This window comes from Streptomyces sp. NPDC033229 (assembly GCF_055576875.1).
The window spans coordinates 1-26,422 of the sequence record NZ_JBVIQR010000057.1 but is presented as its reverse complement, the minus strand read 5'-3'; the positions used below and the strand labels follow the sequence as shown (position 1 = coordinate 26,422).

At 70.9% G+C, this 26,422-nt stretch carries 22 protein-coding genes and 2 pseudogenes; 11 read left to right on the top strand and 13 right to left on the bottom strand.

Features of this window, described 5'->3' with window-relative positions; all coding sequences use genetic code 11:
• Positions 1–84 precede the first annotated feature (84 nt).
• Positions 85–594: pseudogene (locus tag ACZ53N_RS32025) on the top strand (hypothetical protein); the annotation flags it as partial.
• Here ACZ53N_RS32025 and ACZ53N_RS32020 read toward each other — a convergent pair.
• Positions 539–958: an arsenate reductase ArsC gene (locus ACZ53N_RS32020; protein WP_469144314.1), complete on the bottom strand. Its 420-nt coding sequence runs from the start codon at positions 956–958 to the stop codon at positions 539–541. The pseudogene ACZ53N_RS32025 and the gene ACZ53N_RS32020 overlap by 56 nt on opposite strands.
• A 131-nt stretch (positions 959–1,089) precedes the next feature.
• Between ACZ53N_RS32020 and ACZ53N_RS32015 the strand changes: the two genes are divergently transcribed.
• Both ACZ53N_RS32015 and arsB read left to right on the top strand, forming a co-directional pair.
• Positions 1,090–1,398 (top strand): ArsR/SmtB family transcription factor, encoded by a 309-nt coding sequence (locus ACZ53N_RS32015; RefSeq protein WP_469144313.1) that lies wholly within the window; start codon positions 1,090–1,092, stop codon positions 1,396–1,398.
• Positions 1,395–2,525 (top strand): ACR3 family arsenite efflux transporter, encoded by a 1,131-nt coding sequence (gene arsB, locus ACZ53N_RS32010; RefSeq protein ID WP_469144312.1) that lies wholly within the window; start codon positions 1,395–1,397, stop codon positions 2,523–2,525. The genes ACZ53N_RS32015 and arsB overlap by 4 nt, the downstream gene beginning before the upstream one ends.
• Here arsB and ACZ53N_RS32005 read toward each other — a convergent pair.
• Complete coding sequence (locus tag ACZ53N_RS32005) at positions 2,468–2,830, bottom strand: ArsR/SmtB family transcription factor (protein WP_469144311.1); 363 nt, start codon at positions 2,828–2,830, stop codon at positions 2,468–2,470. The two genes, arsB and ACZ53N_RS32005, sit on opposite strands and share 58 nt — an antisense overlap.
• Positions 2,831–2,925: 95 nt before the next feature.
• Between ACZ53N_RS32005 and ACZ53N_RS32000 the strand changes: the two genes are divergently transcribed.
• Together ACZ53N_RS32000 and ACZ53N_RS31995 are read left to right on the top strand one after the other, a co-directional pair.
• On the top strand, positions 2,926–4,278 hold the full coding sequence (locus ACZ53N_RS32000) for an NAD(P)-binding domain-containing protein (protein ID WP_469144310.1): 1,353 nt from the start codon (positions 2,926–2,928) through the stop codon (positions 4,276–4,278).
• 80 nt (positions 4,279–4,358) lie between these two features.
• Complete coding sequence (locus ACZ53N_RS31995; RefSeq protein ID WP_469144309.1) at positions 4,359–4,874, top strand: pyridoxamine 5'-phosphate oxidase family protein; 516 nt, start codon at positions 4,359–4,361, stop codon at positions 4,872–4,874.
• Positions 4,875–4,913: 39 nt separating this feature from the next.
• Here the strand turns inward: ACZ53N_RS31995 and ACZ53N_RS31990 are convergent, their stop codons facing one another.
• From ACZ53N_RS31990 to ACZ53N_RS31975, 4 genes are read right to left on the bottom strand one after another with little or no spacing between them, the layout of a single operon-like run.
• Complete coding sequence (locus ACZ53N_RS31990) at positions 4,914–5,690, bottom strand: class I SAM-dependent methyltransferase (protein ID WP_469144308.1); 777 nt, start codon at positions 5,688–5,690, stop codon at positions 4,914–4,916.
• A gap of 33 nt (positions 5,691–5,723) precedes the next feature.
• The gene (locus ACZ53N_RS31985; protein ID WP_469144307.1) at positions 5,724–6,914 is read right to left on the bottom strand and encodes an aminotransferase class V-fold PLP-dependent enzyme; all 1,191 of its coding nucleotides are present in this window, start codon (positions 6,912–6,914) and stop codon (positions 5,724–5,726) included.
• Between the two features lies 1 nt (position 6,915).
• Positions 6,916–8,235 carry a pyridoxal-phosphate dependent enzyme gene (locus ACZ53N_RS31980; protein WP_469144306.1) on the bottom strand — a complete coding sequence of 440 codons (1,320 nt, stop codon included), beginning with the start codon at positions 8,233–8,235 and terminating at the stop codon, positions 6,916–6,918.
• The gene (locus ACZ53N_RS31975) at positions 8,232–9,707 is read right to left on the bottom strand and encodes a type III PLP-dependent enzyme domain-containing protein (RefSeq protein WP_469144305.1); all 1,476 of its coding nucleotides are present in this window, start codon (positions 9,705–9,707) and stop codon (positions 8,232–8,234) included. The genes ACZ53N_RS31980 and ACZ53N_RS31975 overlap by 4 nt, the downstream gene beginning before the upstream one ends.
• Before the next feature lie 526 nt (positions 9,708–10,233).
• Here ACZ53N_RS31975 and ACZ53N_RS31970 point away from each other — a divergent pair.
• A complete protein-coding gene (locus tag ACZ53N_RS31970; protein WP_469144304.1) occupies positions 10,234–11,355 on the top strand; it encodes an NADH:flavin oxidoreductase in 1,122 nt (373 codons plus the stop codon).
• Positions 11,356–11,452: 97 nt separating this feature from the next.
• Here ACZ53N_RS31970 and ACZ53N_RS31965 read toward each other — a convergent pair whose 3' ends face one another.
• Complete coding sequence (locus ACZ53N_RS31965) at positions 11,453–12,070, bottom strand: maleylpyruvate isomerase family mycothiol-dependent enzyme (RefSeq protein WP_469144303.1); 618 nt, start codon at positions 12,068–12,070, stop codon at positions 11,453–11,455.
• 104 nt (positions 12,071–12,174) lie between these two features.
• Between ACZ53N_RS31965 and ACZ53N_RS31960 the strand changes: the two genes are divergently transcribed.
• The gene (locus ACZ53N_RS31960) at positions 12,175–13,080 is read left to right on the top strand and encodes a LysR family transcriptional regulator (protein ID WP_469144302.1); all 906 of its coding nucleotides are present in this window, start codon (positions 12,175–12,177) and stop codon (positions 13,078–13,080) included.
• Positions 13,081–13,163: 83 nt separating this feature from the next.
• Positions 13,164–13,460 (top strand): YkvA family protein, encoded by a 297-nt coding sequence (locus ACZ53N_RS31955; protein WP_469144301.1) that lies wholly within the window; start codon positions 13,164–13,166, stop codon positions 13,458–13,460.
• 21 nt (positions 13,461–13,481) lie between these two features.
• Here ACZ53N_RS31955 and ACZ53N_RS31950 read toward each other — a convergent pair whose 3' ends face one another.
• From ACZ53N_RS31950 to ACZ53N_RS31935, 4 genes and pseudogenes are all read right to left on the bottom strand, one after another.
• Positions 13,482–14,072, bottom strand: coding sequence for a GNAT family N-acetyltransferase (locus tag ACZ53N_RS31950; RefSeq protein WP_469144300.1), 591 nt, complete (start codon positions 14,070–14,072; stop codon positions 13,482–13,484).
• Between the two features lie 103 nt (positions 14,073–14,175).
• On the bottom strand, positions 14,176–14,904 hold the full coding sequence (locus tag ACZ53N_RS31945; RefSeq protein ID WP_469144299.1) for a hypothetical protein: 729 nt from the start codon (positions 14,902–14,904) through the stop codon (positions 14,176–14,178).
• A 94-nt stretch (positions 14,905–14,998) separates the two neighbouring features.
• Positions 14,999–16,177: an anhydro-N-acetylmuramic acid kinase gene (locus tag ACZ53N_RS31940; RefSeq protein ID WP_469144315.1), complete on the bottom strand. Its 1,179-nt coding sequence runs from the start codon at positions 16,175–16,177 to the stop codon at positions 14,999–15,001.
• Positions 16,178–16,212: 35 nt separating this feature from the next.
• Positions 16,213–16,461: pseudogene (locus ACZ53N_RS31935) on the bottom strand (MFS transporter); the annotation flags it as partial.
• 506 nt (positions 16,462–16,967) lie between these two features.
• Here ACZ53N_RS31935 and ACZ53N_RS31930 point away from each other — a divergent pair.
• On the top strand, positions 16,968–18,179 hold the full coding sequence (locus ACZ53N_RS31930) for a S1 family peptidase (protein ID WP_469144298.1): 1,212 nt from the start codon (positions 16,968–16,970) through the stop codon (positions 18,177–18,179).
• A 276-nt stretch (positions 18,180–18,455) separates the two neighbouring features.
• Entirely contained in the window at positions 18,456–20,513 is a 2,058-nt protein-coding gene (locus ACZ53N_RS31925; protein WP_469144297.1) for a phosphocholine-specific phospholipase C, read from the top strand.
• Between the two features lie 416 nt (positions 20,514–20,929).
• Here ACZ53N_RS31925 and ACZ53N_RS31920 read toward each other — a convergent pair whose 3' ends face one another.
• Positions 20,930–21,853, bottom strand: a complete 924-nt coding sequence (locus tag ACZ53N_RS31920; RefSeq protein ID WP_184740193.1) for a MurR/RpiR family transcriptional regulator — start codon at positions 21,851–21,853, stop codon at positions 20,930–20,932.
• A gap of 125 nt (positions 21,854–21,978) precedes the next feature.
• Positions 21,979–23,013 (bottom strand): NADP-dependent oxidoreductase, encoded by a 1,035-nt coding sequence (locus tag ACZ53N_RS31915; protein WP_469144296.1) that lies wholly within the window; start codon positions 23,011–23,013, stop codon positions 21,979–21,981.
• 123 nt (positions 23,014–23,136) lie between these two features.
• Between ACZ53N_RS31915 and ACZ53N_RS31910 the strand changes: the two genes are divergently transcribed.
• Positions 23,137–26,298: an AfsR/SARP family transcriptional regulator gene (locus tag ACZ53N_RS31910; protein WP_469144295.1), complete on the top strand. Its 3,162-nt coding sequence runs from the start codon at positions 23,137–23,139 to the stop codon at positions 26,296–26,298.
• Positions 26,299–26,422 lie beyond the last annotated feature (124 nt).

The window sequence follows — 26,422 nt, the reverse complement described above, 5'->3', positions numbered from 1 at the left end:
GCGAAGTCAGTTGACCAGGGACCGGCGGGGATATGACCACGGAAGATCAACGATCATGCCCCCGTCAAAGCAACGCGTTGTTTCCGGACAGCTTCGGCCCGCGCCCACTACCGCGACGCCCAGATCCTGATCGTCGACGAACCCACCTCGGCCCTCGACGCCCGCGCCGAACTCGAAGTCTTCGAGCAGATCCGCCAACTCGCCCAAGCGGGCCAGACCGTCCTCCTGATCACGCATCGACTGGCCTCGGTGCGTGACGCCGACCTCATCCACGTCCTGGAGAACGGCAGGCTCCGCGAGAGCGGCACCTTCAAGGAACTGACGGACAACCCGCCGGTCGGCATCTTCCGCGACCTCTACGAGATGCAACGCCGTCAGTTCATGGACGAACAAACTGGCGCTCTTCCCGGACAGCGCAAGCCCCGCCGACGCCACGGAGAAGAGCCGAGAGCTGTGACGAACGCCCTGGGGGAGGTTCAGCCCCTCCCCCAGGGCAGGGCACCGGGAGCCGACCGTGCGCGTCCGCGCGTCAGCGGTCTCACCGGTCCCGGCGGGCGTCGATCTCGGCGATCAGGGCCTCGACATGGGCCCTGATCTCGTCGCGGATGGGGCGGACGGCCGCCAGCCCCTGGCCGGCGGGGTCCTCGAGGGGCCAGTCGAGGTACGTCTTGCCGGGGAAGACGGGGCAGGTGTCGCCGCAGCCCATGGTGATGACGTAGTCGGAGGCCTGGACGGCCTCGGTGGTGAGCACCTTGGGCCGCTGTCCGGCGATGTCGATCCCCACCTCGTTCATGGCCTCGACGGCGGCGGGGTTGACCCGGTCGGCGGGGAGCGATCCGGCGGAGCGGACCTCGACCCGGTCGCCCGCGAGGTGGGTGAGGAAGCCGGCGGCCATCTGCGAGCGCCCGGCGTTGTGGACGCAGACAAACAGGGCGGACGCGGAGCGGGGTGCGGACATCGGTTCTTCCTTCACGGCGTGAGCAGCGGTGCGAGCCCGGGTGGGAACGGTTCGCGTGCCCGGCGGTGTGCCGACTCCCATGGATCAGCCATGGCTGGTGTCAGCGTCGACTGATGTGAGAATATCAGCCCATGATGACGTCAGTCGATGCTGATCTGATCCGGGTGCTGGCCGACCCGCTCAGGCTGAAGATCGTGACCCTGCTCGCTCACGAGACGCTGTGCACCACCCACCTGGTGGAGGAGACCGGCGCGCGGCAGACCAACCTCTCCAATCACCTCAGAGTGCTGCGGGAGGCGGGTGTCGTGGAGACGGAGCCGTGCGGGCGCTTCACCTACTACCGGCTGCGACCCGAGGTCATCGCCACCCTCGCCGGGCAGTTCACCGAGCTGGCCGAGCATGCCCGCGCCGCCGCCGACCGGAAGCGGTCCTGCCCGTGACCCGCAGCGAGGGTCCCGCGGCCACGGCGGAAATCCCGGTCGTCGCGAAGCTCTCCACGCTCGACCGCTTCCTCGCGGTGTGGATTCTCCTGGCCATGAGCCTCGGCCTGGGTCTGGGCCGCCTGATCCCCGGCCTGAACGACGCGCTGGCGAAGGTGGAGATCGGCGGCATCTCCCTGCCGATCGCCGTCGGCCTGCTGGTCATGATGTACCCGGTGCTGGCCAAGGTCCGCTACGACAGGCTCGACGCGGTCACGGGCGACAAGAAGCTGATGGTCTCCTCGCTGGCCGCCAACTGGATCCTCGGGCCCGCGGTGATGTTCGCGCTGGCGTGGATCTTCCTGCCGGACCTGCCCGAGTACCGCACCGGCCTGATCACCGTCGGCCTGGCCCGCTGTATCGCCATGGTCATCATCTGGAACGACCTGGCCTGCGGTGACCGCGAGGCCGCCGCCGTGCTGGTCGCCCTGAATTCCGTCTTCCAGGTCGTCGCCTTCGGCCTTCTCGGCTGGCTCTACCTGGACCTGCTGCCCGGTTGGCTGAGCCTCGGCGACGGCGAACATCTCGCTGTCCCGGTGTGGAAGATCGCCCTGAACGTGGTCGTCTTCCTCGGCGTCCCCCTGCTCGCCGGCTTCCTCACGCGCCGTCTGGGCGAGAAGAGGATGGGCCGCGAGGGGTACGAGTCGAGGTTCCTGCCGAAGGTCGGCCCGTGGGCCCTGTACGGGCTGCTTTTCACGATCGTGGTCCTCTTCGCCCTCCAGGGAAAGACGATCACCTCCCGGCCCGGGGACGTGGCCCGGATCGCGCTGCCGCTGCTGGCCTACTTCGCGCTCACGTGGTTCGGCACCTTCGCCCTCGGCAAGGCCATCGGCCTGACCTACGAGCGGACCGCGACCCTGGCGTTCACCGCGGCGGGCAACAACTTCGAGCTGGCCATCGCGGTCGCCATCGCCACCTTCGGCGTCACCAGCGGCCAGGCCCTCTCCGGTGTCGTCGGCCCGCTCATCGAGGTGCCCGTCCTGGTCGCCCTGGTCTACGTGGCACTGGCCTGGCGAGGCGGCCGAGGGGATCAGGCGGAGACGAGCAGGCGACCCATGGCGGCGAGCACGGACGGCTCGGCGCGGTAGTAGACCCAGGTACCCCGGCGCTCGGACGTCAGCAGCCCGGCGTCCTTCAGCTTCTTCAGGTGATGGGAGACCGTCGGCTGCGAGACGCCCACGTCCGAGATGTCGCACACGCACGCCTCCCCGTCCTCGTGCGAGGCCACCAGGGAGAACAGCCGCAGCCGCACCGGGTCGCCGAGCGCCTTGAACATCACGGCGGTCCGCTCGGCCTCCGCCACGCTCAGGGGCCGCTCGGTCAGCGGCGGACAACAGGGCGCGATGTCTCCGTCGCTCAGGACCGGCAGCTCCGCACCACTCAGATTCGACATATATCTATGTTGACATCCATCGATACACGGAGCAACCTTAAAGGCATCGATATCTATCGAATCAAGTGCCGCCCTGCGGCCTGGGAGAGATTCCGATGAGTGAGACCGCCACTGTTCAACCGCTGCCCGTCGTGGTCGTGGGTGCCGGGCCCGTCGGCCTGGCCGCCGCGGCCCACCTGGCCGACCGCGGCATCGAGCCGCTGGTCCTGGAGGCCGGGCGCACCGCCGGCGCGGCCGTGCGGGAGTGGAGCCATGTGCGGCTCTTCTCCCCCTGGGCCGAGGTCATCGACCCGGTCGCCGAGAAACTGCTGGCCCCCACCGATTGGGTCCGCCCCGACGGGGCCGGCTGTCCGACCGGCGGTGACTGGGCTCGGCGCTACCTCCAGCCGCTCGCCGACGCCCTCGGCGACAGGGTTCGCTACGGCGCCCGTGTCACCGGTGTCGCACGCTCCGGCCGTGACCGCGTCGTCGACGCCGACCGTGATGCGCAGCCCTTCACCGTGCACATCACGACGACGGACGGCCGCGAGGAGCGGATCACCGCCCGCGCCGTCGTCGACGCCTCCGGCACCTGGTCCACCCCGGGGCCCGTCGGCGGCGACGGCCTTCCCGCACTGGGCGAGCCGACCGCGGCCGACCGGATCTCCTACCGCGTCCCCGATCTGGCCGATCCGGCCGTACGGGCGCGCTACGCGGGCAAACGCACCGCGGTGATCGGCTCGGGCGCCTCCGCGTTCACCGCGCTCGCCGGCCTCGCCGAGCTGGCCGGGGAGGCACCCGGCACCCATGCCCTCTGGGTCCTGCGGCGCGGCATCAGCGGCAGTACCTTCGGCGGCGAAGCCGACCAGCTGCCCGCCCGGGGCGCCCTCGGCCTGCGCGCCAAGGCCGCCGTGGAAGCCGGCCACGCCGAGGCCGTCACCGGATTCCGCACCGCCGCCGTCGACAGCGCGGGCGGGCGGCTCGTCCTGGTCGCCGAGGACGGCCGACGCACCGAGCCGGTGGACGAGGTCATCGCGCTCACCGGCTCCCGCCCGGAGCTCGCCTTCCTGTCCGAACTCCGCCTCGGCCTGGACGAGCGCCTCCAGGCACCGGTCGCCCTGGCCCCGCTGATCGACCCGAACGTCCACTCCTGCGGCAGCGTCCACCCCCACGGCGTGAACGAGCTCTCCCACCCGGAGAAGGACGTCTACCTGGTCGGCATGAAGTCGTACGGCCGGGCGCCGACGTTCCTGGCCATGACCGGCTACGAACAGGTCCGGTCCATCGCGGCGGCGCTGGCAGGAGACCGGGAGGCCGCCGAACGCGTCGAACTGTCCCTGCCGGAGACCGGCGTGTGCGGAGGCACCGGATTCCTCGACGAACCGGACCCGGCCCGCCCTGACGAGGGCGGCTGCTGTGCGGCCCCCACGACCCTCACCATCGGCGGCCCCACCACCTCCGGTTGCTGAGACGCGCCCCCGGTGCCTTCGCCCGCCCGGATGCGGGGCCCTCGCCGGGAGGGCAGCATCGGTCTCCAGGAGGACACACGATGCCCGAGAAGGAACCCCGCGCCGAGCTGGACGCGCGCTACAGCGACGAGCGGGCGACGGCAGTGCCCTGGACGGACGCCGTCGCCCGGCTGGCCGAGGCCGAGGTGTACTGGCTGACGACCGTACGCCCCGACGGGCGCCCGCACGTCACCCCGCTCATCGGGGTCTGGGCGGACGGCGCGTTGCACTTCTGCACCGGTGCGCGGGAGCGGAAGGCGAAGAACCTGCGAGACAACCCGCACGTCGTCCTCACCACCGGGTCCAACGGCCTGCGGGAGGGCTACGACCTGGTCGTCGAGGGCGAGGCCGCGCGGGTGGAGGACGAGCCCCGGCTGCGGCGGCTCGCCGACGCGTGGGAAGCGAAGTACGGCGCGGAATGGCACTTCGAGGTACGGGACGGGGTGTTCGTCAATCCCGGTGCCGGTGAGGCCGTGGTCTTCGAAGTGACTCCCCGTACGGCCTTCGGCTTCGGCAAGGGCGAGCCGTACAGCCAGACCCGCTGGCGCTTTCCCTGAGTCACGGGCCCGCTCTCCCCGGCCCTCACCAGCGAAGGCTCAGCGCACGGCGACCAGGACGTGGCTGTTGCCGAATTGCCAGACCGCACCGGCGTGCTCGAATCCCGCCTCGCGCAGGAGCGTGATGTGGCGGGAGAGCGTCAGGTCCTCGCCCTGGCTGCTGGGGAGCGGGCGGGTGCGGCGTTCGGCGAGGAGGGGGGCCAGCTCCGGGTCGGCTTCCATCGCCGTCCACCAGGATTGCCAGTCCTCGTGGGCGAGCACCGCCCTTCGTTCGGCCCAGCGGCGTCCGACGGCGGTGGCGATCCTGGAGATCTTCGCGGTGTCCTGGCAGAGGTGGTCGCCGTTGACGAGGATTCCGCCGGGGCGCAGCAGGGCGGCGAGCTGCCGGTAGACCTGCCGCAGGGTGCGCTCACCGAGGTAGTGCAGTGCCGTCGTCGAGACGGCCGCGTCCAGGGGGCGGTCCAGGCCGAGGGTTCTGAGCCAGCCCGGTGCGCCGATCACCGCTTCGACGTACCGGACGGCGGGGCCGTAGTAGGTGCGGCCGAGTTCGAGCAGGAGCGGGTCGGCGTCGACGGCGAGGACCTCCGCGTGCGGCAGTCGGTGCGACAGGCGGGCCGCCAGCGCTCCCGGTCCGCAGCCGAGGTCGACGACCAGGGGTCTCGGGCGGCCGGCCGTGACATGGTCGACCACGTCGGCGATCACGGTGAATCGTTCCTCGCGGTCGACCGCGTACCGTTGTTGCTGGCCTTCCCAACGCTTCACCCAGCGTGCCGCCGTCGCCGCGCTCACGCCCGGCCTGCTGCGCACCTCAGCCATCTCACCCGCCCGCGGATCTGGTGGTATTGACAATCATTGTAGTTTAGCGAGGGCGGAGAGCAACGCGTCGATCTCTTCTGGGGTGTTGTGGATGTGCAGACTCACCCGCACGGAGCCCTCTTCCCCTTCTGCCCCGGCCTGGCAGTGGCCGTCGGACCGCACCATGAAGCCGTGGCTGAAGAGGATGAACCCGAGGTCGTTGGAGTTGACCGCGCGGTGCCGGAAGGTGACGATGCTCCGGCGCCGCTGCACCGGGGACCCGGCGGACAGGCTCAACGGGCAGCCCAGGACCTCGTAGGCGGACAGGCGGCGCAGGCCGTCGGTGAGCCGGGCCGCCAGCGCGACGGTCCATCGTTCGATCCGGTCCAGGCCCGCCGCGTCCAGCCAGTCGAGGGCGGCCGCCAGGCCCGCGATGCCGGCGGTGTTCGGTGTGCCGCTCCACCCGCCGGGCCTCAGTCGCGGCCCGCGCGTTCCGCGGGACCAGATCGCTCCGGAGCCCGGCAGGGCGAGGGCCTTGTGGCCGGAGAAGACGAGGAAGTCCACGTCGAGATCGGCCACGGAGACCGGCAGATGACCGATGCTCTGGGCGGCGTCCAGGCAGATCGGGACATCGGGGCCGACCACCCGGCGGATGCGGTGCACGTTCATGTCGCCGCCGTAGACGTGGTGCACATGGGTGGCGGCGACGAAGCGGGTACGGGGACCGACGACTTCCGCCAACGCCCGTGGGTCGTAGTCGCCCGAGCTCTCCTGGTACGGCAGCGCGCGGACGGCGACGCGGATCCCCTGGCGGGCCAGAAGTTGCCGCGCTTCCAGCCAGGGCGAGAGATTCGCCTGATGGTCGGCGAAGGGCACCACGATCTCGTCGCCGTCGGTCAGGACGGTGGGCAGCCAGTCGCGGGCCACGGTGCGCAGCCCCTCGGTGGCACCGCTGGTGAAGTGCACGGCCGAGCGGTCGGGGGCGGGGTCGCCCAGGAACTCCTTGACCCGGTCGCGGGTCCGCTCCACCAGCGCCGTCGTGGCGTTGGCCCACGGGTACGTGCCGCGGCCGGAGTTGGCGTTGGAGGTGGTGAGATACGCCTGCACGGCGTCCAGGACCGCCCGGGGTTTCTGCGCGGTGGCCGCGCTGTCCAGGTAGGCCAGGTCCGGGTGGTCCACGATGATGGGGAACTCGGCGCGCAGCGGACGCTGCCAGGCGCGCAGATCGTCCAGCGGTCGGTCCATGTCAGCCACGCTCCAGTGGGGCGCCCGCGTCGCGCCAGGCGATGATGCCGCCGGCCAGGCTGCGGACGTCGGGATGGCCCATCCGGGTCAGCAGGGCGGCGTAGCGTGCGGACTTCTCACCGACCGGGCAGGCCAGCAGCACGGCCTGTCGCTTGCTGAAGGGCAGGCCGCCGCGCAGGAGTTCGTCGAAGAGCTCGTCGACGATGTTCACCGAGCCCTCGATGTGCAGCGCGGCGTAGGCGAAGGAGCCCCGCAGGTCGACGACCAGGGGGCGTTCCTCCGCGATCCACTTGCGCGCGTCGGCGGTGTCGATCACCGTGGCGGCTGCCACCTCGGCTTCGGAGAGCGCGCTCACGGAGTTCTTCACCGGCGGCCTGCCCAGCAGGTCCGGGCGGCGTTGACGCACATAGCCGACGTAGCTCTCGACGCGGTCGCAGACGATGAAGACGGCCGTCCTCCGCTCGGTCGACTCCGCGTCGAGCGGGCGCAGATGGCGCAGTGCCCCGAAGTACGCGGCCCCACCGGTGGGGCCGCCCAGGATGCCGCAGCGCCGTACCAGCGTCAGCATCCCGTCGATGGCCTCGTCGGCGCTCACTGCCTCGATCGTGTCGTACGTGGCGGGGTCGAAGAGGCCGACCTCCTGCACTTCGTCGATGGTGCGGATCCCCGGTATGAAGTCCGACTTCTGTGCGACCAGGCCGATGACCCGCACCGCGGGGTCGTGCGCGCGGAGGACCCGGGCCACCCCGGTGGAGGAGCCGGCGGTGCCGACGCAGGCGATGAAGAAGTCCGGTGCCCGCCCGTCGAGGTCCGCCACGATCTCCGGGCCGGTGCCCGCGGCGTGGGAGTCGGTGTTGCGTGCGTTGAAGTACTGGTCGGTGTGGAGGTTGGAGTTGCCCGGTTGTGACAGCTCTTGGTGGAAGAGAGTGAGCGGGTCGTCGGTGTTGGTCGGGTCGAGGCATTCGGTCTGCCCGGGCAGTTCCTCGATCTCGGCGCCGAGCAGCAGGAGCAGGTCCTTGATCTCCAGTACCCGCATCCGGTTGGTGATGCTCTTGAACGGCAGCCCGTGCATGCTCGCGATGACCGCCAGCGCCTTGGCCGTGTTGCCGCTGGACAGCTCCACGACCGTCTCGCCGCCGCGCACCGCCGCGGGCAGTCCGGGCCGCACCATGTTCCAGGCCGCCCGGTCCTTGACCGATCCGAAGGGGTTGAGCATCTCCAGCTTCGCGTAGAGGTCGATGGTGCGCAGGCCGTGCACGGCCGGATCGATGCGCACCAAGGGGGTGTCGCCGATGGCGTCGGTGATGCTGTCGTACCTCATGCCTCGTGCCCTCCCGGATGTGTGATGGGCCAGTACCGCTCGTCGAGACACCAGCGCCAGGAGCCGCCCTCCCGGTGCACCGCGACCTTCCGGGCTGCGGGCCGGCGCTGCGCGTGGGTGGCTTGGAAGTCCATGCAGTACCCGGCGGTGTTGGCGAAGCACAGGAGGTCGCCCGGGCGCGGCATACGGGGCAGGTACACCGTTCTGCGGGTGATCAGGTCGGCCTCCAGACAGAGACTGCCGACGAGGTGCACGCCCACCGGGCCCCGCTCCTCGCCGGCTTCGGCGGGGGCGGTGTCACGGGCGAGGAGCAACGGGTCCATGAGGACGCCGTGTTCCTCCAGGCTGACGTCGTCGGCCGTCATCGCGAGGCGCACCAGGGGTGCATCACGGTCCGTGCGCCGGACCTCCAGCACCTTCGCCAGCGACAGCCCGCACTGGTCCAGCAGGGCCCGGCCGGGCTCGATGTACAGGTCGTACAGGTTCTCCAGGAGGAGGGTGCCCAGCGGCCGGTTCAGGGCCGGGGCGGGCCGTGACAGCAGCGCGTCGAGGTATCCGGCCCCGGCGACCGGGCGGTGGGCGGGGTACAGGCTCAGGGCGCCGCGCAGGGTGCCGCCCTCGGCCCGGAGGCCGTAGCCGTGCCCGCCCCGGGCCAGGGGTGGACGTCTGCCCAGAACCGCGTGGGTGAGTTCGGTGGTGTACCGGTCCCATTGGGTGCCGTGAGCCAGGTAGTTGACGCCGAAGCCGCCGCCGATGTCGATGCCGCGCGGCGTGAATCCCCGGCGTCGCAGCTCGTCCATGGCCCGGAGGCAGCCTTCGAGGGCCGTCGCCTTCTCGTCCAGGCTGGTGGTGTCGAGGTGGTAGGCGACGCCGTTGGGCTCAAGGACGTCCCGGTGGCGTTCGACGGCGTCGAGCAGCCGGGGCAGCGACTTCATGGAGGAGCCGAAGCGGCTCTGCCGGGAGCGCACCGTGACCCCGGCCGTCTCGAACTCCGACAACCGCAGCAATACCGGCACCGGTGGCAGCCCGCAGGTGCGCACGAGGGCGGCGAGGCTCTCCAGCTCCTCCGGCCCGTCGATGCTGACGGTGACCCCGCAGCGGGCGGCGAGCCATTGGAACTCCGGGTCCTTGGGGCCGGTCGCGACGATGCGCTCCGCACCGAATCCGGCACCGAGGGCATGCTGCAGTTCGCCCAGCGATGCCACGTCGATGGCGGCGTCCGTCATCGCGAGCCGGCGCACCAGGGCGCTGGAACGATTCGCCTTGTGGGCGAAGTACACCTGACCGGCCAGGCTGTGGCGGCGGTAGACGGATCGGAAGCGCTCGACGTTCACCGCGATCCGCTCGGGCAGTACGACATGGAGCGGCGAGCCCAGCGCGTCGACCAGGGTGTGGAGGAACGCCGTCGACTCCAGCAACGACGCCAACGGCTGTTCCAGCCGTGGCTCCAGATATAACGGGGCACCATCCATTTCAGACGTCCCTCCCCTTGCGACAAGGCGGGCGGGCCGCTGCAAGGCACCGCCCCGGCCGATCCTTATCCATCCAGGGGCGGTCTACACCCGGTGGCCTGGGGCGGATCCGGACACGGCGGGCTCACGGCCGGTACCGGAAGGGGACCCTCCCGCCCCGCCGGATCACCGGCGGGGCGGGAGAGAAGAGGCCCGAGGGGCGGAATTCCCCGGCCGACGGCGGCCACGGGGACGCGTGGGCGCACAACGTAGCCACTACGGTCGGCGGGGCCTCGCCGAAGTCGTTCGTATCACTTCCGGGGCGACCGCTTCTGAGCCATTACGGGGCGGCCGCGTGACCTCCGCCGCCGGGAGGGCGTTGACCCTTCCCGGTGAGCCGGGTGAGGACGGTGTCGGCCACCCAAGGCACCGCTCTCGTGCTCGGAGGTTTTTCCGGCAGCCGGGAATCGGAACGGTGAACGGCGAGGTTGGTGGGAAAGGCCGTGCCGATCGTGGCACGGTCAACCGTCGACCGAAGGTGGATGTCTTGATACCCAGCAGCTCAGCCGCACGCGCGACGGACATACTCGTCCGTCCCGTCACCCTGGGAAGCCTCACCGTCCGGAACCGGATCGCCATGGCGCCGATGACCCGGGAGTTCTCGCCCGGTGGTGTGCCGGGAGCCGATGTGGCGGAGTACTACGCGCGTCGGGCGGCGGCCGGGGTTGGCCTGATCATCTCCGAGGGGACGTATGTCGGCCACGCCTCGGCGGGGACCAGTGATCGCGTCCCCCGGTTCCACGGGGAGGACGCGCTCGCGGGCTGGGCCGATGTGGCGGACGCGGTCCACCGTGCGGGCGGTGCCATCGTGCCGCAGTTGTGGCATGTGGGAATGGCGCGCGCCGTCGGTGCCCCGCCGGTGCCGGATGCCCCGCGCGTCGGCCCGTCGGGGATTCCCCTGGACGACTCGGAGCCGGGCCGGACGATGACGCGAACCGACCTCGACGAGGTGATCTCCGCCTTCGCCGCCGGTGCCGCCGCGGCCGAGGCGAACGGCTTCGACGGCATCGAACTGCACGGGGCCCACGGCTATCTCATCGACCAGTTCCTCTGGGCTCACACCAACCGGCGCACGGACGCCTACGGAGGCGATGCCGTCTCCCGTACCCGCTTCGCCACGGAGATCGTGACGGCCTGCCGCCGAGCGGTGTCGCCGGACTTCCCGATCATCTTCCGGATGTCACAGTGGAAGATCGGTGACTACCAGGCCCGGCTCGCCGACACTCCCCAGGAGCTCGAAGCCGTCCTCGCCCCGCTCGCCGAGGCAGGGGTCGACGCCTTCCACTGCTCCACCCGCCGCTACTGGCTGCCGGAGTTCGACGGCTCGGACCTCAACCTCGCGGGCTGGGCGAAGAAGCTCACGGGCAAGGTGACGATCAGCGTCGGCTCGGTCGGCCTCGACAACGAATTCCTCAAGGCGTTCCAGGGTCAGGGAAGCGGTGTCGCCGACATCGACGCGCTGCTGGACAGGCTGGAGCGCGACGAGTTCGACCTCGTGGCGGTCGGCCGGGCCCTGCTGGGCGACCCCGAGTGGGCCACGAAGATCCTCAACGGGCGCACCGACGAGCTCACGCCCTTCGGTACGGAGGCGCTCGCCAGGCTCCACTGAGCCTTGACGGTCACCGACCGCGGCGCCGCACGGCGGCCGTCACGCCGCGGTCCTGGGAACGGGGCGGCGACGGCGACGGCGAACCGGGCTACCGCCCCTACGCGATGACGAAGCGGTCGCTCTGTTCCCCTCGTAGGTGCCCGCGGGGCAGTTTGCGGCCGTAGGCGAGCAGCAGGAGATCCTGCGCGGCGCCGGTCAGCGGCCGGCCTGCGCCGAAGGTCCAATCGAGGTCGTCGGCGCGGAGTTGGACGCCGTCGAGGTCGGCCCCGAAGAATGTGAGGGTCTTGGAGTCGACACCCTCCAGCAGGATGCGCAGACGGTCCTCGGGTACCCGGCGACCGAGGCCCAGCGCGACCGAGATGTCGAGGCCGTGGACCACGTCGTGACCCAACGCGGCCTCGATCCCGAGGGTCGGCGGCTTCCAGGGATGGTTCGCGTTGTCCGCGAGCGCCGCGGCCAGCTCGTCCGTCGAGAAAACGGCCGCGTCCCTGCGGGCGCATCGATCGGTCATACGGTCGAGGCTGCCCCGCGCCTTGACGAGTTCCCACGCCATCTTGGGGAACGAGTAGCGGAACCCCAGGGACATATGGGCCGCGACCTCCCGTACGCGCCACCCCGCACACAGCGTCGGTGCGTCCCAACTGTCGGCGGGCAATCCGTCCAACATGTCCGCCAGCTCCCGGCGTTCGGCCGCGATCGCGGTTCTGATGCCCATCGCCGCCGCCCCTTGATGTGGTGCTTTCCCCATGCCTCCAAGGGTCTCCGCCGCACGGCCATACGTCCAAGAACGCCTATGTCTGACGACTAGAATCAGCGGTTATGGAGCTTCGACAGTTGCGGTACTTCGTCGCTGTGGCGGAGGAGGCCAACTTCACCCGTGCCGCCGCCCGTCTGCACCTCGCGCAGCCGGGGGTCAGCTCCCAGATCCGGCTGCTCGAACGCGAGCTCGGGCAGCCCCTGCTGGACCGCTCCGGCTCCTCGGTGACCCTGACGGAGGTGGGCGAGGCCGTCCTGCCGTACGCGCGGGCCGCGATGGCCGCCGTCGAAGGGGCCCGGCAGACCGTGGACGAGTTCACCGGCCTGCTGCGCGGTCATGTCACGATCGGTGTCGTCTCGGGCGCCGTCACCCCCGAGTTCGACGTGGCCTCCGCCCTGGCCGACTTCCATGACGACCACCCGCAGGTCGAGATCACGCTCACCGAGGACACGTCGGAGCGGATGCTGGCCGCGCTGCGCCGCGGCGAACTCGACATCGCCGCGGTCGGGCTCACCGGCGAGGAGGCCCCGCCGGGCGTCTCGGTCCAGATGCTGATCGACAAACCCCTGGTCGCGGCCATGGCTCCGGGCGATCCCCTTGTCGTCGACGCGAGCCGCACGGACCTTCCGCTGGCCACGCTCCGCGATCGCTCCCTGATCAGCCTGCCGCGCGGCACGGGGCTGCGCGGGGTGCTGGAACGGGCCTGCGCGGATGCGGGGTTCCGGCCCCGGATCGCGTTCGAGGCGGCCGCCCCGCCCGTCCTCGCGCAACTCGCCGCCCGTGGCCTCGGCGTGGCCATCGTCCCGGCGCTTCCCGCCGAGGCGGCGTCGGCCTTCGGGCTGCGGACGCTGCGGATCACCGAGCCGCGGCTGCGCGGCCGGGTCGCTCTGGCCTGGCGGACGGCCGGCCTCTCCGGCCCCGCGGCCACAGCCCTCCTGAGCCGGCTCCGAACGGCTCTCCTCCGCTGACGCCCGCCGGCTTCGGGCAATCCGTCCGGTATCCGCAGCGCGTCCACACGTGCGGGCCGGTGGCGACGGGGTAGAGGTGATGCATGAGCAGCACATCCTGGGGACTCGTCGGCTTGCTCGCCGTCCTGGTCACCGCGATGGCCGTCGCCGCAGCGGTCGTGGCGGTACGGCTCTTCCGGGCCCGGCGCCTGCTGCGCGACGCCGGCGTCCCCGACAACAAGAAAATCATCTTCTGGGGAGCCCTGCTCTACCTGGTCTCCCCCGTCGATCTGGTGCCCGATCCCGTCTATCTGGATGACATCGGCATCCTGCTGCTCGCTCTGCGCTCGTTGCACAAGGCCGCCGCCGATGCCGGGGCGGGACGCGCCCCGGACACGTGAGTACCGCCTGCCGAGGGGCGGTCAGAGCAGCGCGCTGAGGCGGGCTTTGATGGCGGGCCACTCCTCGGCGAGGATGGAGAAGTAGACGCTGTCCCGCCAGGTGCCGTCCGAGCGTCGGCGGTGGTGACGCAGTACGCCTTCGCGCTGGGCGCCGAGGCGGGCGATGGCGGCTTGCGAACGGTGGTTCATGTGGTCCGTCTTCAACTGCACACGCCCCATGCCCAGCTCTTCGAAGGCGTGCGTCAACAACAGAAGCTTCGTCTCGGAATTGACCGCCGTGCGCCAGAACGCGCGGCCGTACCAGGTCCAGCCGATCTCCAGACGCTCATGGTCCGTGTCGATGTCCATGAAGGTGGTCCATCCGACCGCCTGACCGGTCGCACGGTGAATGACGGCGAACGGAAGGTACTCGCCCCGCTCCGCGGCTTCGAGGAGGCCGCGGAGCTTGGCCGCGAATTCGTCCCGCGTGTGCGGCGTCGGCCCCTGCCAGCGCCACACCTCCTCGTCCCCGCCTCCCGCTGCGAAGAGTTCACCGAGGTGCTCCATCGTCAGCGGCACGAGGCGCACATGGCGGCCGGTCAGGGTTACGGGCGAGGGCGTCTTGGAAGGCATACGCGCGACCCTAACCGCATTTTGAACTAGCTTCAATACATTTTCGCACTAGTGCAAACAGTCGTCGCAGGTGAGGGCCTGGCGTCCTCCGACATGGATGCCGTCAGCGGCCGGTGACCGTCCCCGCGGTCGCCGAGGCGGTGACGTCGGCGACCAGCTCCACCATGTCCGGTCCGTACGCGTCGGAGTTGACGACCTTCAGCAACAGGCAGAACGTACCGTCGGGCCCATGGCGACGAGCGAGCCGGGCGTGATGCCGGGCCAGATAGCGCACGGCCGCCTGATTGGTTATCCCCCGCTGACCGGAGGCGAGGAAGACCGGCCTGCCGCCCTCGGGGCCGGTCAGCCGGGCGAGGAGCACGTACTCCGCGGTGCCCTTCTCCAGCCGGTAGGACTCGCCGCCGACGGTGAACGCGCCACCGTCGGCGGCGTTCTCGAAGTCGGTGTTCACCTCGACGCCCGGCAGCATCGAGCGCAGATGTGCCTCGGTACGCCGGTTCGAGACCGGGCCTCCCACGCAGAATTCGGTCCGTCTCCCGAAGCCCTGGCGGGCGGCGTCATGCACCACGATGTCCGCGTGCGCCCCGCACTCCTTGATCAGGGCGGACAGTTCGAGGAGCGCGAAGGCGTCGTGACGGGAGACGCCGCGGCCGCTCGCGCTCGGATCCTGATTGACCACCAGGAGACACTCCGAACCGCCCGGCAGCCCGAAGAACTCCTGCTTGCGGCGGAGCTGCCGACGCCACAGGTAGGTGCGGAAGAACCAGCCCGCGGTGGCACTGACCCCACTGGCCACCAACCCCAGGGCGATGTTGCGTACGTCGTCGTTCATGGGCGCGGAGCCTACGCGTCCTCGCCGACGGCCCGACAGACAGCTGGGACAGCAGTCACCCGGGCCTGACGCGCCAGGGGTTCGCCGACGCTGTTCACGGCTGCCCGGCCACCCGCAGCCGGACGGGTGTGCCATCTGCCACCGGGACCGGCAGTCGCAGGGGTCCGCCACCGGGTGTGATCGAGCCGAGGACACTCGCGTGCCGGGCGCCGGTGCACCCCGGCAGCGTTCCGGTCAGTCCGTGCGCGGTCAGGAACCCCAGCACCGCGAAGGCATAGGCCTCCTTGGCCTCCGCCGGCACGCCCAACTCGTCGGAGGTGCGCACCGGGACGCCGGTGAGCTCGGCCCGCAGCATTGCCATCAGGGTCGGATTGCGCGTGCCGCCCCCGGAGGCGATGACCTCGGTGCCCCCGCAGTCCCGGACGGCGGAGGCCACGGTGTGTGCGGTGAGCGCGGTGACCGTGGCCAGGATGTCATCGGAGTCGAGGGGCTCCAGGCCCGCCGCGGCCGTCAGCAGGTACGGCAGGTGGAAGAGCTCCTTGCCGGTGGTCTTCGGGGCGGGGCGCGCGTAGTACGGCTCGTCGAGCAGCCGGTCCAGGAGCGGTCGGCACACTCTGCCCCGGGCGGCCATGGCGCCGTGTTCGTCGATGGCACACCGTCCGTGGGTGAGATACCGGGCGGCCGCGTCGATCAGGGCGTTCCCGGGCCCGGTGTCGTAGGCGTACGGCGCGCGGGCGCCGCCGCTCACGGTGATGTTGGCGATGCCGCCGAGGTTGAGCGCGACCGGGCATCCGGGCCTGTCGCGCAACCACATGACGTCCACCATGCCGACGAGCGGGGCACCCTGCCCGCCGGCGGCCACGTCGGCCGAGCGGAAGTCCGAGACGACCGGCACTCCGGTGCGCTCGGCGATCCAAGCGGGCCCGCCGATCTGCAGGGTGCCGTGGACGCGGCCGTTCTCCGTCCAGTGGAAGACGGTCTGTCCGTGCGAGGCGATGAGGTCGGCCCGGCCTCCGCACAGCTCACGGACGGCCCGGTCGGCGGTCGCGGCGAAGGCCTGTCCGATGCGGGTGTCCAGTCGGCATACGGTCTCGAGGGTGGTGTGTGCCGGAGGCAGAGCGGCGGCGATCTCGGCACGGAGCCACTCCCCGTACGCCTGGCCGATCGTGCCGAGAGGGGTCAGACGGAGGGTGTCCCCCTCGATCCGCAGATCGGCCGCCGCCGCGTCGACGGCGTCGTACGAGGTCCCCGACATCAAACCGATCACCCGCATGGTCACCCGTCCCTTCTCCCCTTCAGTTCTCTGCCTCAGTCGCGCAACGCGCGCCGATGGTCGTCCCCGCGCAGCGTCAGCAGCGCGACCGCACTGATCGCGCAGGTAACCGCGGTGTAGTAGGCCGGGATGTCGGAGTTGGCCGTGTGCTTGACCAACTCGGTGATGATGAGGCCGGCGCAGCCCGAGAAGACCGCGTTGGCCAGCGAGTAGGCCAGTCCCAGTCCCGTGCAGCGCACCCTGGTGGGAAACATCTCCGCCAGCATGGCGGGCCCCGACCCTGCCGAACAGCGCCGCCCCCATCGGCCGGAAGAAGAAGGCCAGCGCGAACGACGCGTAGGTCTTGACGAGGCTCTCGGTGCCGTCCCCCGTATCCGCGCTGAAGAAGTTGGCGGCGAAGACGGTGGCGAAGTAGCCGTACGCCCCGAACTCGTACCACTCGATGAAGTTGCCCACCGAGCCCGCGACCAGGGCGCGTCGCGCCGGCGTCCGGTGCGGGGCGCTGTGGCCTTCGGCGGTGGGTACGGACACCTTGGTCCCCCTCCCTGAGCGACTCACCGGGCGGCCCCGCGGGCGCGGGTGTCGCGGCCGAGCGCGAACGAGGCCGAGCGCGAACGAGGAAGCATACGGCCGCGGGACGGCGCACACCGGGAATTCATCACACCTTGAGCAGCCGTGAGACCCGTCGGCATCGGGCCCGTAGTACTGGACGGCAAGCGCGTACGGACACCGGCACCCATGAATTCCCCGCCATCCATACGCATCACGCCCCGATCCGGAGGTCGATCCGTTGAACCACCGTCGTGTCAATCGTCGCCGAGGAGCCCTCGCCGTCGCCGCAGCCGCCGCCGTAGGGGCGGCGGCGACGCTGCTTCCGCACGCCGACGCGAGCACCGACAAACCCGGCAGGGACGAGCCCGGGGCTCCTCGCACCTTCACCTCGCAATCGGCCGCGCACCTCGCTGCATCCCTCGAACCGGGTGTCCGGGAGAAGACGGCGGGCTGGTACCTGGACGGCTCCACGGGCCGGATGGTCGTGAACGTCACGGCCGAGGAAGCCGCGCGGCGCGTCAAGGCCACCGGTGCCGTACCACGGATCGTGCGGAACAGCACCGCCGCGCTGCGGGGCGCTACCCGGACGCTGAGCGACCGGGCCTCGGTGCCCGGCACCGCCTGGTCGATCGACCCGAAGACCAACAAGGTGGTGGTCACCGCCGACCGGACGGTGACCGGCGCCAAGCTCGACACCCTCACGAAGGTCACCGACCGTATGGGCGGGCTGGTGCGCGTCAAACGGTCATCGGGCGAGTTCAAGCGGTACGAGGGCAGCCCTCCGCCGGCCGGCCACGGGCGGTCCGGCTCACGGACCCGGGCCCGTGGTGACGCCCCGGCCGCCGGTGCGCCCCTCGGTGGCCGGGCCATCTTCGGCGGGGGTTCGCGCTGCTCCCTCGGCTTCAACGTCACCGTCCAGGGGGCACCGGCGTTCCTCACGGCGGGTCACTGCGGCAACGCTTCGCGGACGTGGACGGCGGACCAGACGGGCGGCACTCCGCTGGGCACGGTCGCCGAGTCGCAGTTCCCCGGCAGTGACTTCGCCCTGGTGACCTACGACGACCCCAACGCCCCGGCGGCGAGCGCGGTCGACCTCTTGAACGGCACGGTCCAGCAGATCAACGGGGCCGCCGAGGCGAATGTGGGCATGCGGGTACAGCGGGTCGGCAGCACGACCGGGCTGCACGACGGCACCGTGACCGGACTCGGCGCCACGGTGAACTACGGCAACGGAGACATCGTGAACGGCCTCATACAAACGGACGTGTGCGCGGAGCCCGGCGACAGCGGAGGCTCGCTGTTCGCCGACGACGCGGCCGTGGGGCTCACCTCCGGCGGCAGTGGTGACTGCGCCCAAGGCGGCGAGACCTTCTTTCAGCCGGTGACCGCCGCACTGCGGGCCACCGGTGCCGCCCTGGGGGGTGAGGGCGGAGCGGCGACACAGCGGTGATGACGTCGAAGGGGCGGTGGCAGCGCGAGAAGGTCTCAACAGACTCGGTAGTACGCCCTGTTCACTCTGCTCGCCTCCCGCTATATCCTCGCGGCCGGAACTCCATGTGCCGGTCCGCCCGTCTCGTGCGAGGAGGAGGCAGCATGCCTCTATGACGACGTTCGCCACACGTACCGCGCTGCTTCACCCTGACGACACGTCCTCTTCCCCGGCGCTCGTTGCCCTTGGAGCACTCTGTTCGATCCAGCCCTCACACTCCAAGAGGTCCCCACACTCATGGCTGAACTCAATCGGCGGCGCTTCCTGCAGATCGCCGGCGCGACGGCGGGCTTCGCCGCCCTGTCGAACAGCATCGACCGTGCTGCCGCCATTCCCGCCAAGCGACGTTCCGGCACCATCAAGGACGTCGAGCACATCGTCGTGCTGATGCAGGAGAACCGTTCGTTCGATCACTACTTCGGTTCCCTGAAGGGCGTCCGCGGATTCGGTGACCCGCGCCCGGTGACCCTGGGCAGCGGGAAGTCGGTCTGGCACCAGTCGGACGGCCGCAAGGATGTGCTGCCCTTCCGGCCGGACGCGAAGGACCTCGGGATGCAGTTCATCGCGGGCCTCAACCACGACTGGGCCGGCGGCCACAAGGCCTGGAACCAGGGCAAGTACGACCAGTGGATTCCCGCCAAGTCCGCGGGCACCATGGCGTATCTGACGCGCGAGGACATTCCGTTCCACTACGCGCTGGCCGACGCGTTCACCGTCTGCGACGCCTATCACTGCTCCTTCATCGGAGCCACCGATCCCAATCGCTACTACATGTGGACGGGTCACACCGGGAACGACGGCAAGGGCGGCGGCCCCGTCCTCGGCAACGAGGAGGCCGGCTACGACTGGACCACCTACCCCGAGCGGCTGGAGCGGGCCGGGATCTCGTGGAAGGTGTACCAGGACACGGGTGACGGCCTGGACGCGGCCGGCAAGTGGGGCTGGATCAACGACGCGTACCGCGGCAACTACGGTGACAACTCGCTGCTGTACTTCAACAAGTACCGCAACGCCAAGCCCGGCGATCCCCTCTATGACAAGGCGCGCACCGGCACGAGCGTGAAGAACGGCGACGGCTACTTCGACGGCCTCAGGGCCGACGTGAAGGCGGGCAAGCTGCCGCAGATCTCCTGGATCGCCGCCCCGGAGGCATTCTCCGAGCACCCCAACTGGCCGGTGAACTACGGCGCCTGGTACATCTCCCAGGTGCTGGACGCCCTCACTTCCGACCCCGAGGTGTGGAGCAGAACCGCGCTCTTCATCACGTACGACGAGAACGACGGCTACTTCGACCACGTCACCCCGCCCTTCCCGCCGGCCTCGGCCGCACAGGGCGCCTCCACCGTGGACACCAAGCTCGACGTCTTCGCCGGGAACGGCCACTACGGGGCGGGTCCCTACGGGCTCGGCCAGCGCGTCCCCATGATCGTGGTCTCGCCCTGGAGCACGGGGGGCTATGTCTGCTCGGAGGTCTTCGACCACACGTCCATCCTCCGGTTCATGGAGCGCCGCTTCGGCGTGGGCGAGCCCAATGTCTCCCCCTGGCGGCGGGCCATCTGCGGCGACCTCACCTCTGCCTTCGACTTCCGGCTGGCGGACACCGGGCACGCCTCGCTCCCGGGCACCGACGCGTACCGGCCCAAGGACAACAACCGGCACCCCGATTACGTGCCGAAGCCCCCCGCCGCCCCCTCCCTGCCCAAGCAGGAGAAGGGTGCCAAGCGCACCCGTCCCCTGCCCTACGAGCCATGGGTGGACGGCTCCGCGACGCCCTCGACCGGGCGTTTCACGCTCACCTTCAGCGGCGGCGCGGCGGCCGGGGTGTGTTTCACCGTGACGTCCGGGAACCGCACGGACGGGCCGTGGACGTACACCACCGAGGCCGGCAAGAAGCTCTCCGACACCTGGAACTCCGCCTACTCGAAGGGCACCCACGACCTGTCGGTGTTCGGCCCGAACGGCTTCCTGCGCACCTTCAAGGGCCCCGGCAACGCCGCGGGCCCCGAGGTGACCGCCCGCCACGAGGCGGACAGCGGACGCATCGCCCTGACCCTCACCAACGCGGGCGGCTCCGACTGCCGTCTCACGATCACCAACGCCTACGGCGGCAGGCGGGAGACGGTCGCGGTGCGGGCGGGCGGGCGCGTGGTCCACACCGTGGATCTGCGTGACAGCCGACGGTGGTACGACCTGTCCGTGACGTCCGACAAGGACAGTACGTTCCTGCGCAGGTTCGCGGGACATGTCGAGAACGGCGAGCCAGGGGTGAGCGACCCGGCGATCATCACAGGCTGACCCTCCGGGCAACCGGCAACCGACCCGCCCTCTGCCTCCCGCATCCACGGAGGCGGAGGGCGGTGCGGCGTCCTGGTGACCGCACGAGGACATGCCGGTGGCCCCGGTCCAGGGGGTGACCGGGGCCTCCGGGGGGCCATCCGAGGGGAGCGGACTACCCGGAACAGAACATCTTCGGGCCGACGAGGAGGTTGTCGTCCCTGGATGTTCGTCCATTTGCCCCGGGGGCTCGCCGTCGCGAGCGCTGTTGCCGGCTGCAGCCCGTTGCGGGCCCCGGTGCCACCTGCAGTAAATATATTTACTGCCGAGTAATCAAGAGTATGAAAATTTTCATTCGCTCAGATGCCAAAAAAGTCCGGTCCGCCCCGGCAGAGGTGTATGCCGGGGCGGACCGGAGGGCGGGGCGCCGACCGCTGTCAGTGTTCGAGGAAGAAGTCGTGCTGCTCAGCGGCCTGCTCATACTTCTCCAGCCGGAGCTGTGTGCGCTCGGGGTCGGCGTCGGCCATGGCCTGGAGGATGGCCGCGGACAGGACTCCGGGGGCCGCGTAGGAGTCGAAGACAAGGCGGGAGCCGGTGCCGGCGGTGAGGGCCACGTCGGCCTCCTCCACCAGCGGTCCGAGCGTCTGGTCCGTGATCAGCGCGATGCGCAGCCCCGTGCTGCGCGCGGCCCGCATCGCCGCCAGCATCTCCTTGGCGTGTCTCGGCATCGCGAACGCCAGCACCCACGTCCCGCCCGCCTCCCGTGACTGGAGCAGGGCGTCGTAGGCCACGCTGCCGCCGCGGGAGACGAGCCGCACGTCCGGATGGATCCGCTTCGCCGCGTACGCGAAGTACTCCGCCAGCGAGACGGAGATCCGCAGGCCCAGGACCGTCAGCGGGACGGACCGGGCGAGTTCACGGCCGAGGTCGAGCACCTGGTCGGGGTCGGCGAACACCCGGCGCAGGCTCTCCAGGCTCGCGATCTCCGCGTCCACGGCCGCCTGCAGCTCGTTGCGGCGGTCCTCCTCCCGCGTTCCCGTGGACCTCGCGACCGCGCTCAGCGCGATGGGCTGCAGGGCCTCCCGGAGTCCGGGGTACCCGCTGAATCCCAGGGAGGACGCGAAGCGGGTCACCGACGGCTGGCTGACCCCCACCCGCTCCGCGAGGTCCGTGATGGACAGGAACGCGGCCTCGGTGAGGTGGTCGGTGATGTAGCGCGCGATGCGCCGTTGCGCGGGAGACAACCGGTGGTCGCCGAACAAGGCGCGAACCTTGTCCGCGGGAAGCGGCTCCGCCCCCGGAGACCGCTTTCCCGGCGTGATCGCGGACGCCTGCGCGCGTGCCTGCTGCCCTGATGGCACTGGTGGTCTCCCTCTCGTCCTTCTCCCGCTCAACATAGCTCACCCACCGTGGCCGCCAAGGGGGAACATTCATACGGGGACCGGGGGGTAACGGCCCTCTCGTCAGGCACTGTCCGTATGCGTGGTCATCGCCGCCCGGTCCCCAGGCGGACCAGTGCCTTGCCGGTGTTCGTGCCGCGCATCATGCCCAGGAAGGCGCCGGGTGCCCCTTCGATGCCCTCGGTGACGGTTTCCTCGGTGCGCAGTGTGCCGTCGGCGAGCCAGCCTGCGGCCTGTCCGATCCACTCGGGGAAGAGCGTGAAATAGCTGCTGACGAGCATGCCGCGCAGGGTCACTTCCTTGGCGGCGGCCTGGAAGAGATTGTCGGGGCCGGAGGCCGGTTCTGTGGTGTTGTAGCCGCTGATCGCGCCGACGAGGGCGATCCGACCACCGGGCCGTATCGCGGTGATCGCCGCCTGGAGATGGTCGCCGCCCACACTGTCCAGGTAGACGTCGATGCCTTCGGGTGCGGCCTGGGCGAGCTGTTCGCCGAGCCGGCCCTGGCGGTAGTCGACGGCGGCGTCGTATCCGAAGTCGTCGAGCAGCTTCTTGGTCTTGGCCGGGCCGCCCGCCGATCCGATCACCCGGGAGGCGCCGAGCTTCCTGGCCAGCTGTCCGGCGACGCTGCCGACCGCGCCCGCCGCGGCGGAGACGAACACCACGTCTCCCTCGCGGACCGGGGCGACCCGGGTGAGGGCCGCGTACGCGGTCAGGCCCGTGGTGCCCAGCGCCCCGAGATAGTCCTGCGGCCGGGCCGACGAGGTGTCCACCACGGTCACGGCCGCGGCGTCGAGGACCGCGTACTCGCGCCACCCCAGGAAGTGCGAGACGGTCGCGCCGACCGGTACCGACGCGTCACGGGAAGCCACCACGTCACCGACCGCGCTTCCCTCCATGGCGACGCCCAGCGGGAACGGCGGGATGTACGAGGGGGCGTCGTCCATCCGGCCGCGCATGTACGGGTCCACGGACATCCACGTGTTACGGACGAGGACCTGCCCTTCCGCGAGTTCCGGTACCGCGGTGGTGACCTGGGCGAAGTTCTCGGGAATCGGGGTTCCCACGGGGCGCGAGACGAGGTGGATCTCCCGGGAGACGGTGTGCGTCACGATGTCGTTCATGATGGTCGTTCCTCTTCCGTTGCTGCTTGTGACCGGCTGATGTGACCACCATGGACAGGGCCGCGCACGAACCACTGACGGTGCGCGCACGAGCCACTGAGGGCCGCCCGTTAGCGTGACGCCATGCGATTCGACGTGCTGGGCCCGCTGAACGTGACCACCGAAAACGGCTCTCCCGTCGCCGTGCCCGAGCCGAAGGTCCGGGCCCTGCTCGCCGATCTGCTGGTGCGTCACGGGCGGCCCGTCCCCGTGGACCGGTTGGTCGACGACCTGTGGGGCGAGGCGCTTCCGGGAAACCCCGGCAACTCCCTCCAGACCAAGGTCTCCCAGCTGCGCAGAACCCTGGAGAAGGCCGAACCGGGCGCCCGAGGACTGGTGGAGTACGGGCCGGCCGGCTACACCCTGCGCGTCACGGACGACGCCGTGGACGCCGGACGGTTCGCCGCACTCGTCACCCGCGCGCACGCGACCGGTGAACCACGGGCGAAGGCAACGCTGCTCGCGGACGCCCTCGGCCTCTGGCGCGGAGAGGCGTACGCCGACTTCCGTGACGCCGATTTCGCACGGGCGGAGGCCGCCCGCCTGGAGGAACAGCGACTGACGCTGACGGAAGAGCTCGCCGAGATCCGTCTGGAACTCGGCGAACACGCCACCCTGGCAGACGAGTTGACGGGCGCGGTCGCCCAGCATCCGCTGCGGGAAAGGCTACGCGGCGCCCATATGCGGGCCCTGTACCGAGCAGGGCGCCCGACAGAGGCGCTGGACGCCTACCGGGATCTCAAGCAGCGGCTCGCCGACGAACTCGGCCTCGACCCCGGTGCCGCGCTGACCGCTCTCCATCAGGCTGTCCTGGAGCAGGACCCCGAGCTGGCCCCGGGTCCCGCGCCGGCCCCCTCTGTCACCACGGCTCGCACCAATCTGCCCGCCCCGCTCACCGCGTTGGTCGGACGCGACGACGCCGTCGCCCGGATATGCGCGGCGACGGCGTCGAGCCGGCTCGTGACACTCACCGGCCCCGGCGGGGTCGGCAAGACCCGGCTGGCCCTGGAGGCGGCGGCACGGCTGGCGGACTCCTTCGCCGACGGCGTACGGCTCGTCGAACTCGCCGGCACCCGGCAGGAGGTGGCCGAGACCGTCGCGGCGGCCCTGGGCGTGCGCGACGACACGCCTCGCGAGTCGGGGCCGGGCGGGGCGGTGGACCGGCTCACCCGGACCATCGGCTCACGGCACATGCTGCTCGTCCTCGACAACTGCGAACATGTCATCGAGCCCGCCGCCGCACTCGCCGAGCACATGTTGCGCCGGTCGGCACGACTGCACATCATCGCCACCAGCCAGGAACCGCTCGCCATCTCGGGCGAGACCTTGGACGCCGTCGCCCCGCTGACCGAAGCGAATGCCGTGCGGCTCTTCTCGGACCGCGCGGCGGCGTCCGCCCCCGGCTTCGTCCTGGACGTGGACAACAGCGAAGCCGTGGCCCTCATCTGCCGTCGCCTCGACGGCATCCCGCTGGCCCTGGAACTGGCCGCCACGCGCGTGCGGACCTTGGGGGTACACGCGCTGGCCGACCGTCTGCACGACCGGTTCCGGCTGCTGAACCAGGTACGGCGGGACGCCCCCGCACGTCAGCGCACGCTGCGCGCGATGATCGACTGGAGCTGGGAGCTGCTGACCGCACCCGAACGGACCGTACTGAGCCGGCTGGCCGTGTTCTCCGGAGGATTCGACCTGGCCGCCGCCGAAGTGGTGTGCGCGGCACGAGGCGTACGGACCGAGGACGTACTCGACGTCCTCACCCGGCTCGTCGACCGCTCGCTCGTCGTGACGGCCGACGGCACGGGGCCGACCCGCTACCGCACGCTCGAATCCGTCACGGCGTACAGCGGGGAGCGGCTCCGTGAAGCGGGCGAGCACGAGGCCGCGCGGCTGCGGCACGCGGCTCACTACGCCGCTGCCGTGGAAACGGCGGAACCCCATCTGTACGGCCACGATCAGCGACGGTGGCTGCGCAGTCTCGACGGCGAGACAGCCAACGTACGGGCGGCGCTGGAGACCGCCGTGGAGCACGGGGACGCCGCGCTCGCCCTGCGCCTGGTCAACGCGATGTCCTGGTACTGGTTCCTGCGCGGGCGCCTCGGTGAGGCCCTCCGCTCACTGGATCTCGCGCTGGGATGTGCCGGGGGCGCGCCGATGGCCCGGGACAGCGCACGGGCGACGCGCGCGGCCTTCTCCTTGCTCACCGGCGATGGTGCGCCACACAGCGAAACCTACGCAGCCGCGACACCCCGGGCCCGCTGGCTGCTCGACCACGTGCGCTGCGGCTTCGACGGCCCCACGGGCGGCGACGCGCTCGACGGCCTGCTGGAGGAGTTCCGCGCGCTCGGCGACCGCTGGGGCACGGCGGCGGTACTGATCACCCAAGCGACCCGGTCGGGCTTCCGGGGTGACCTGCCCGCACTGCGCCGCAGCGCCGAGCGGAGCGCGGCCCTTTTCGCGGAGCTGGGCGACCGATGGGGCCGACTGCGGGCCTCGGAGCATCTGGGGACACTCGCCGAGATCGCCGGAGCGTACGAGGAGGCGGCCCGCCTGCACCACGAGGGCGTGCGCGGGGCCGAGGAGCTGGAACTGTGGACCGAGGTCTCCTTCCGGCTGGCCAGGCTCGGCCGCGTCGCCCTGCTGACCGGTGACGATGCGCGTGCCACCGAGTTCCACGAACGCGCCGGACGGCTCGCCGCGCAACAGTCCCACCGGCCCGCGGAACAGTTCGCCGAAACAGGTCTGGCCCTCGGTGCCCGCCGCCGAGGCGACCTCGACGTCGCCGAGCGGCACCTTCTCCCCTGGCTGGAGTGGAACCGCCGACTGGGCGTCGACTCCGGCGCCGCCCTGATCCTCGCGCAGCTCGGTTACGTCGCCGAACAGCGCGGTGCGGCGGGGCGCGCGCTGGAACTCCACCTCGACGGTCTGGCGGCGGCCCGCAGGACCGGCGACCCCCGCGCCGTCGCCCTGGCCCTGGAAGGGCTGGCCGGCGCCCGGGCCACGGGCGGCGACCCCCGCCACGCCGCCGAGCTCCTCGGCACGGCCACCACCCTCCGCGAGTCCGTCGACGCAACGCTCCCGGGTCCCGAACGCACCGATGTCGACAGGGCCGCCGCGCGAGCGCGCGCGGCGCTGGGAGAGGACGGGTTCACGGCGGCCTTCGCACACGGGCGCACGCTCACCGTCGACGACCACGCGCGGGTACTGGGCGCCGGGGAGGTGCCGTCAGAGCACGGTCTGCGGCGCTGAACCGACCGCCCGGCCGATGCGCACGATGTGTGTGTCCGGCTGCTTACGTGGTGTGTGGGGGTGGGGGGTGTGGTGTGAGGCCGCTCATGGGACCTGGATCACTTACGAACCCGGATAGTGGGCT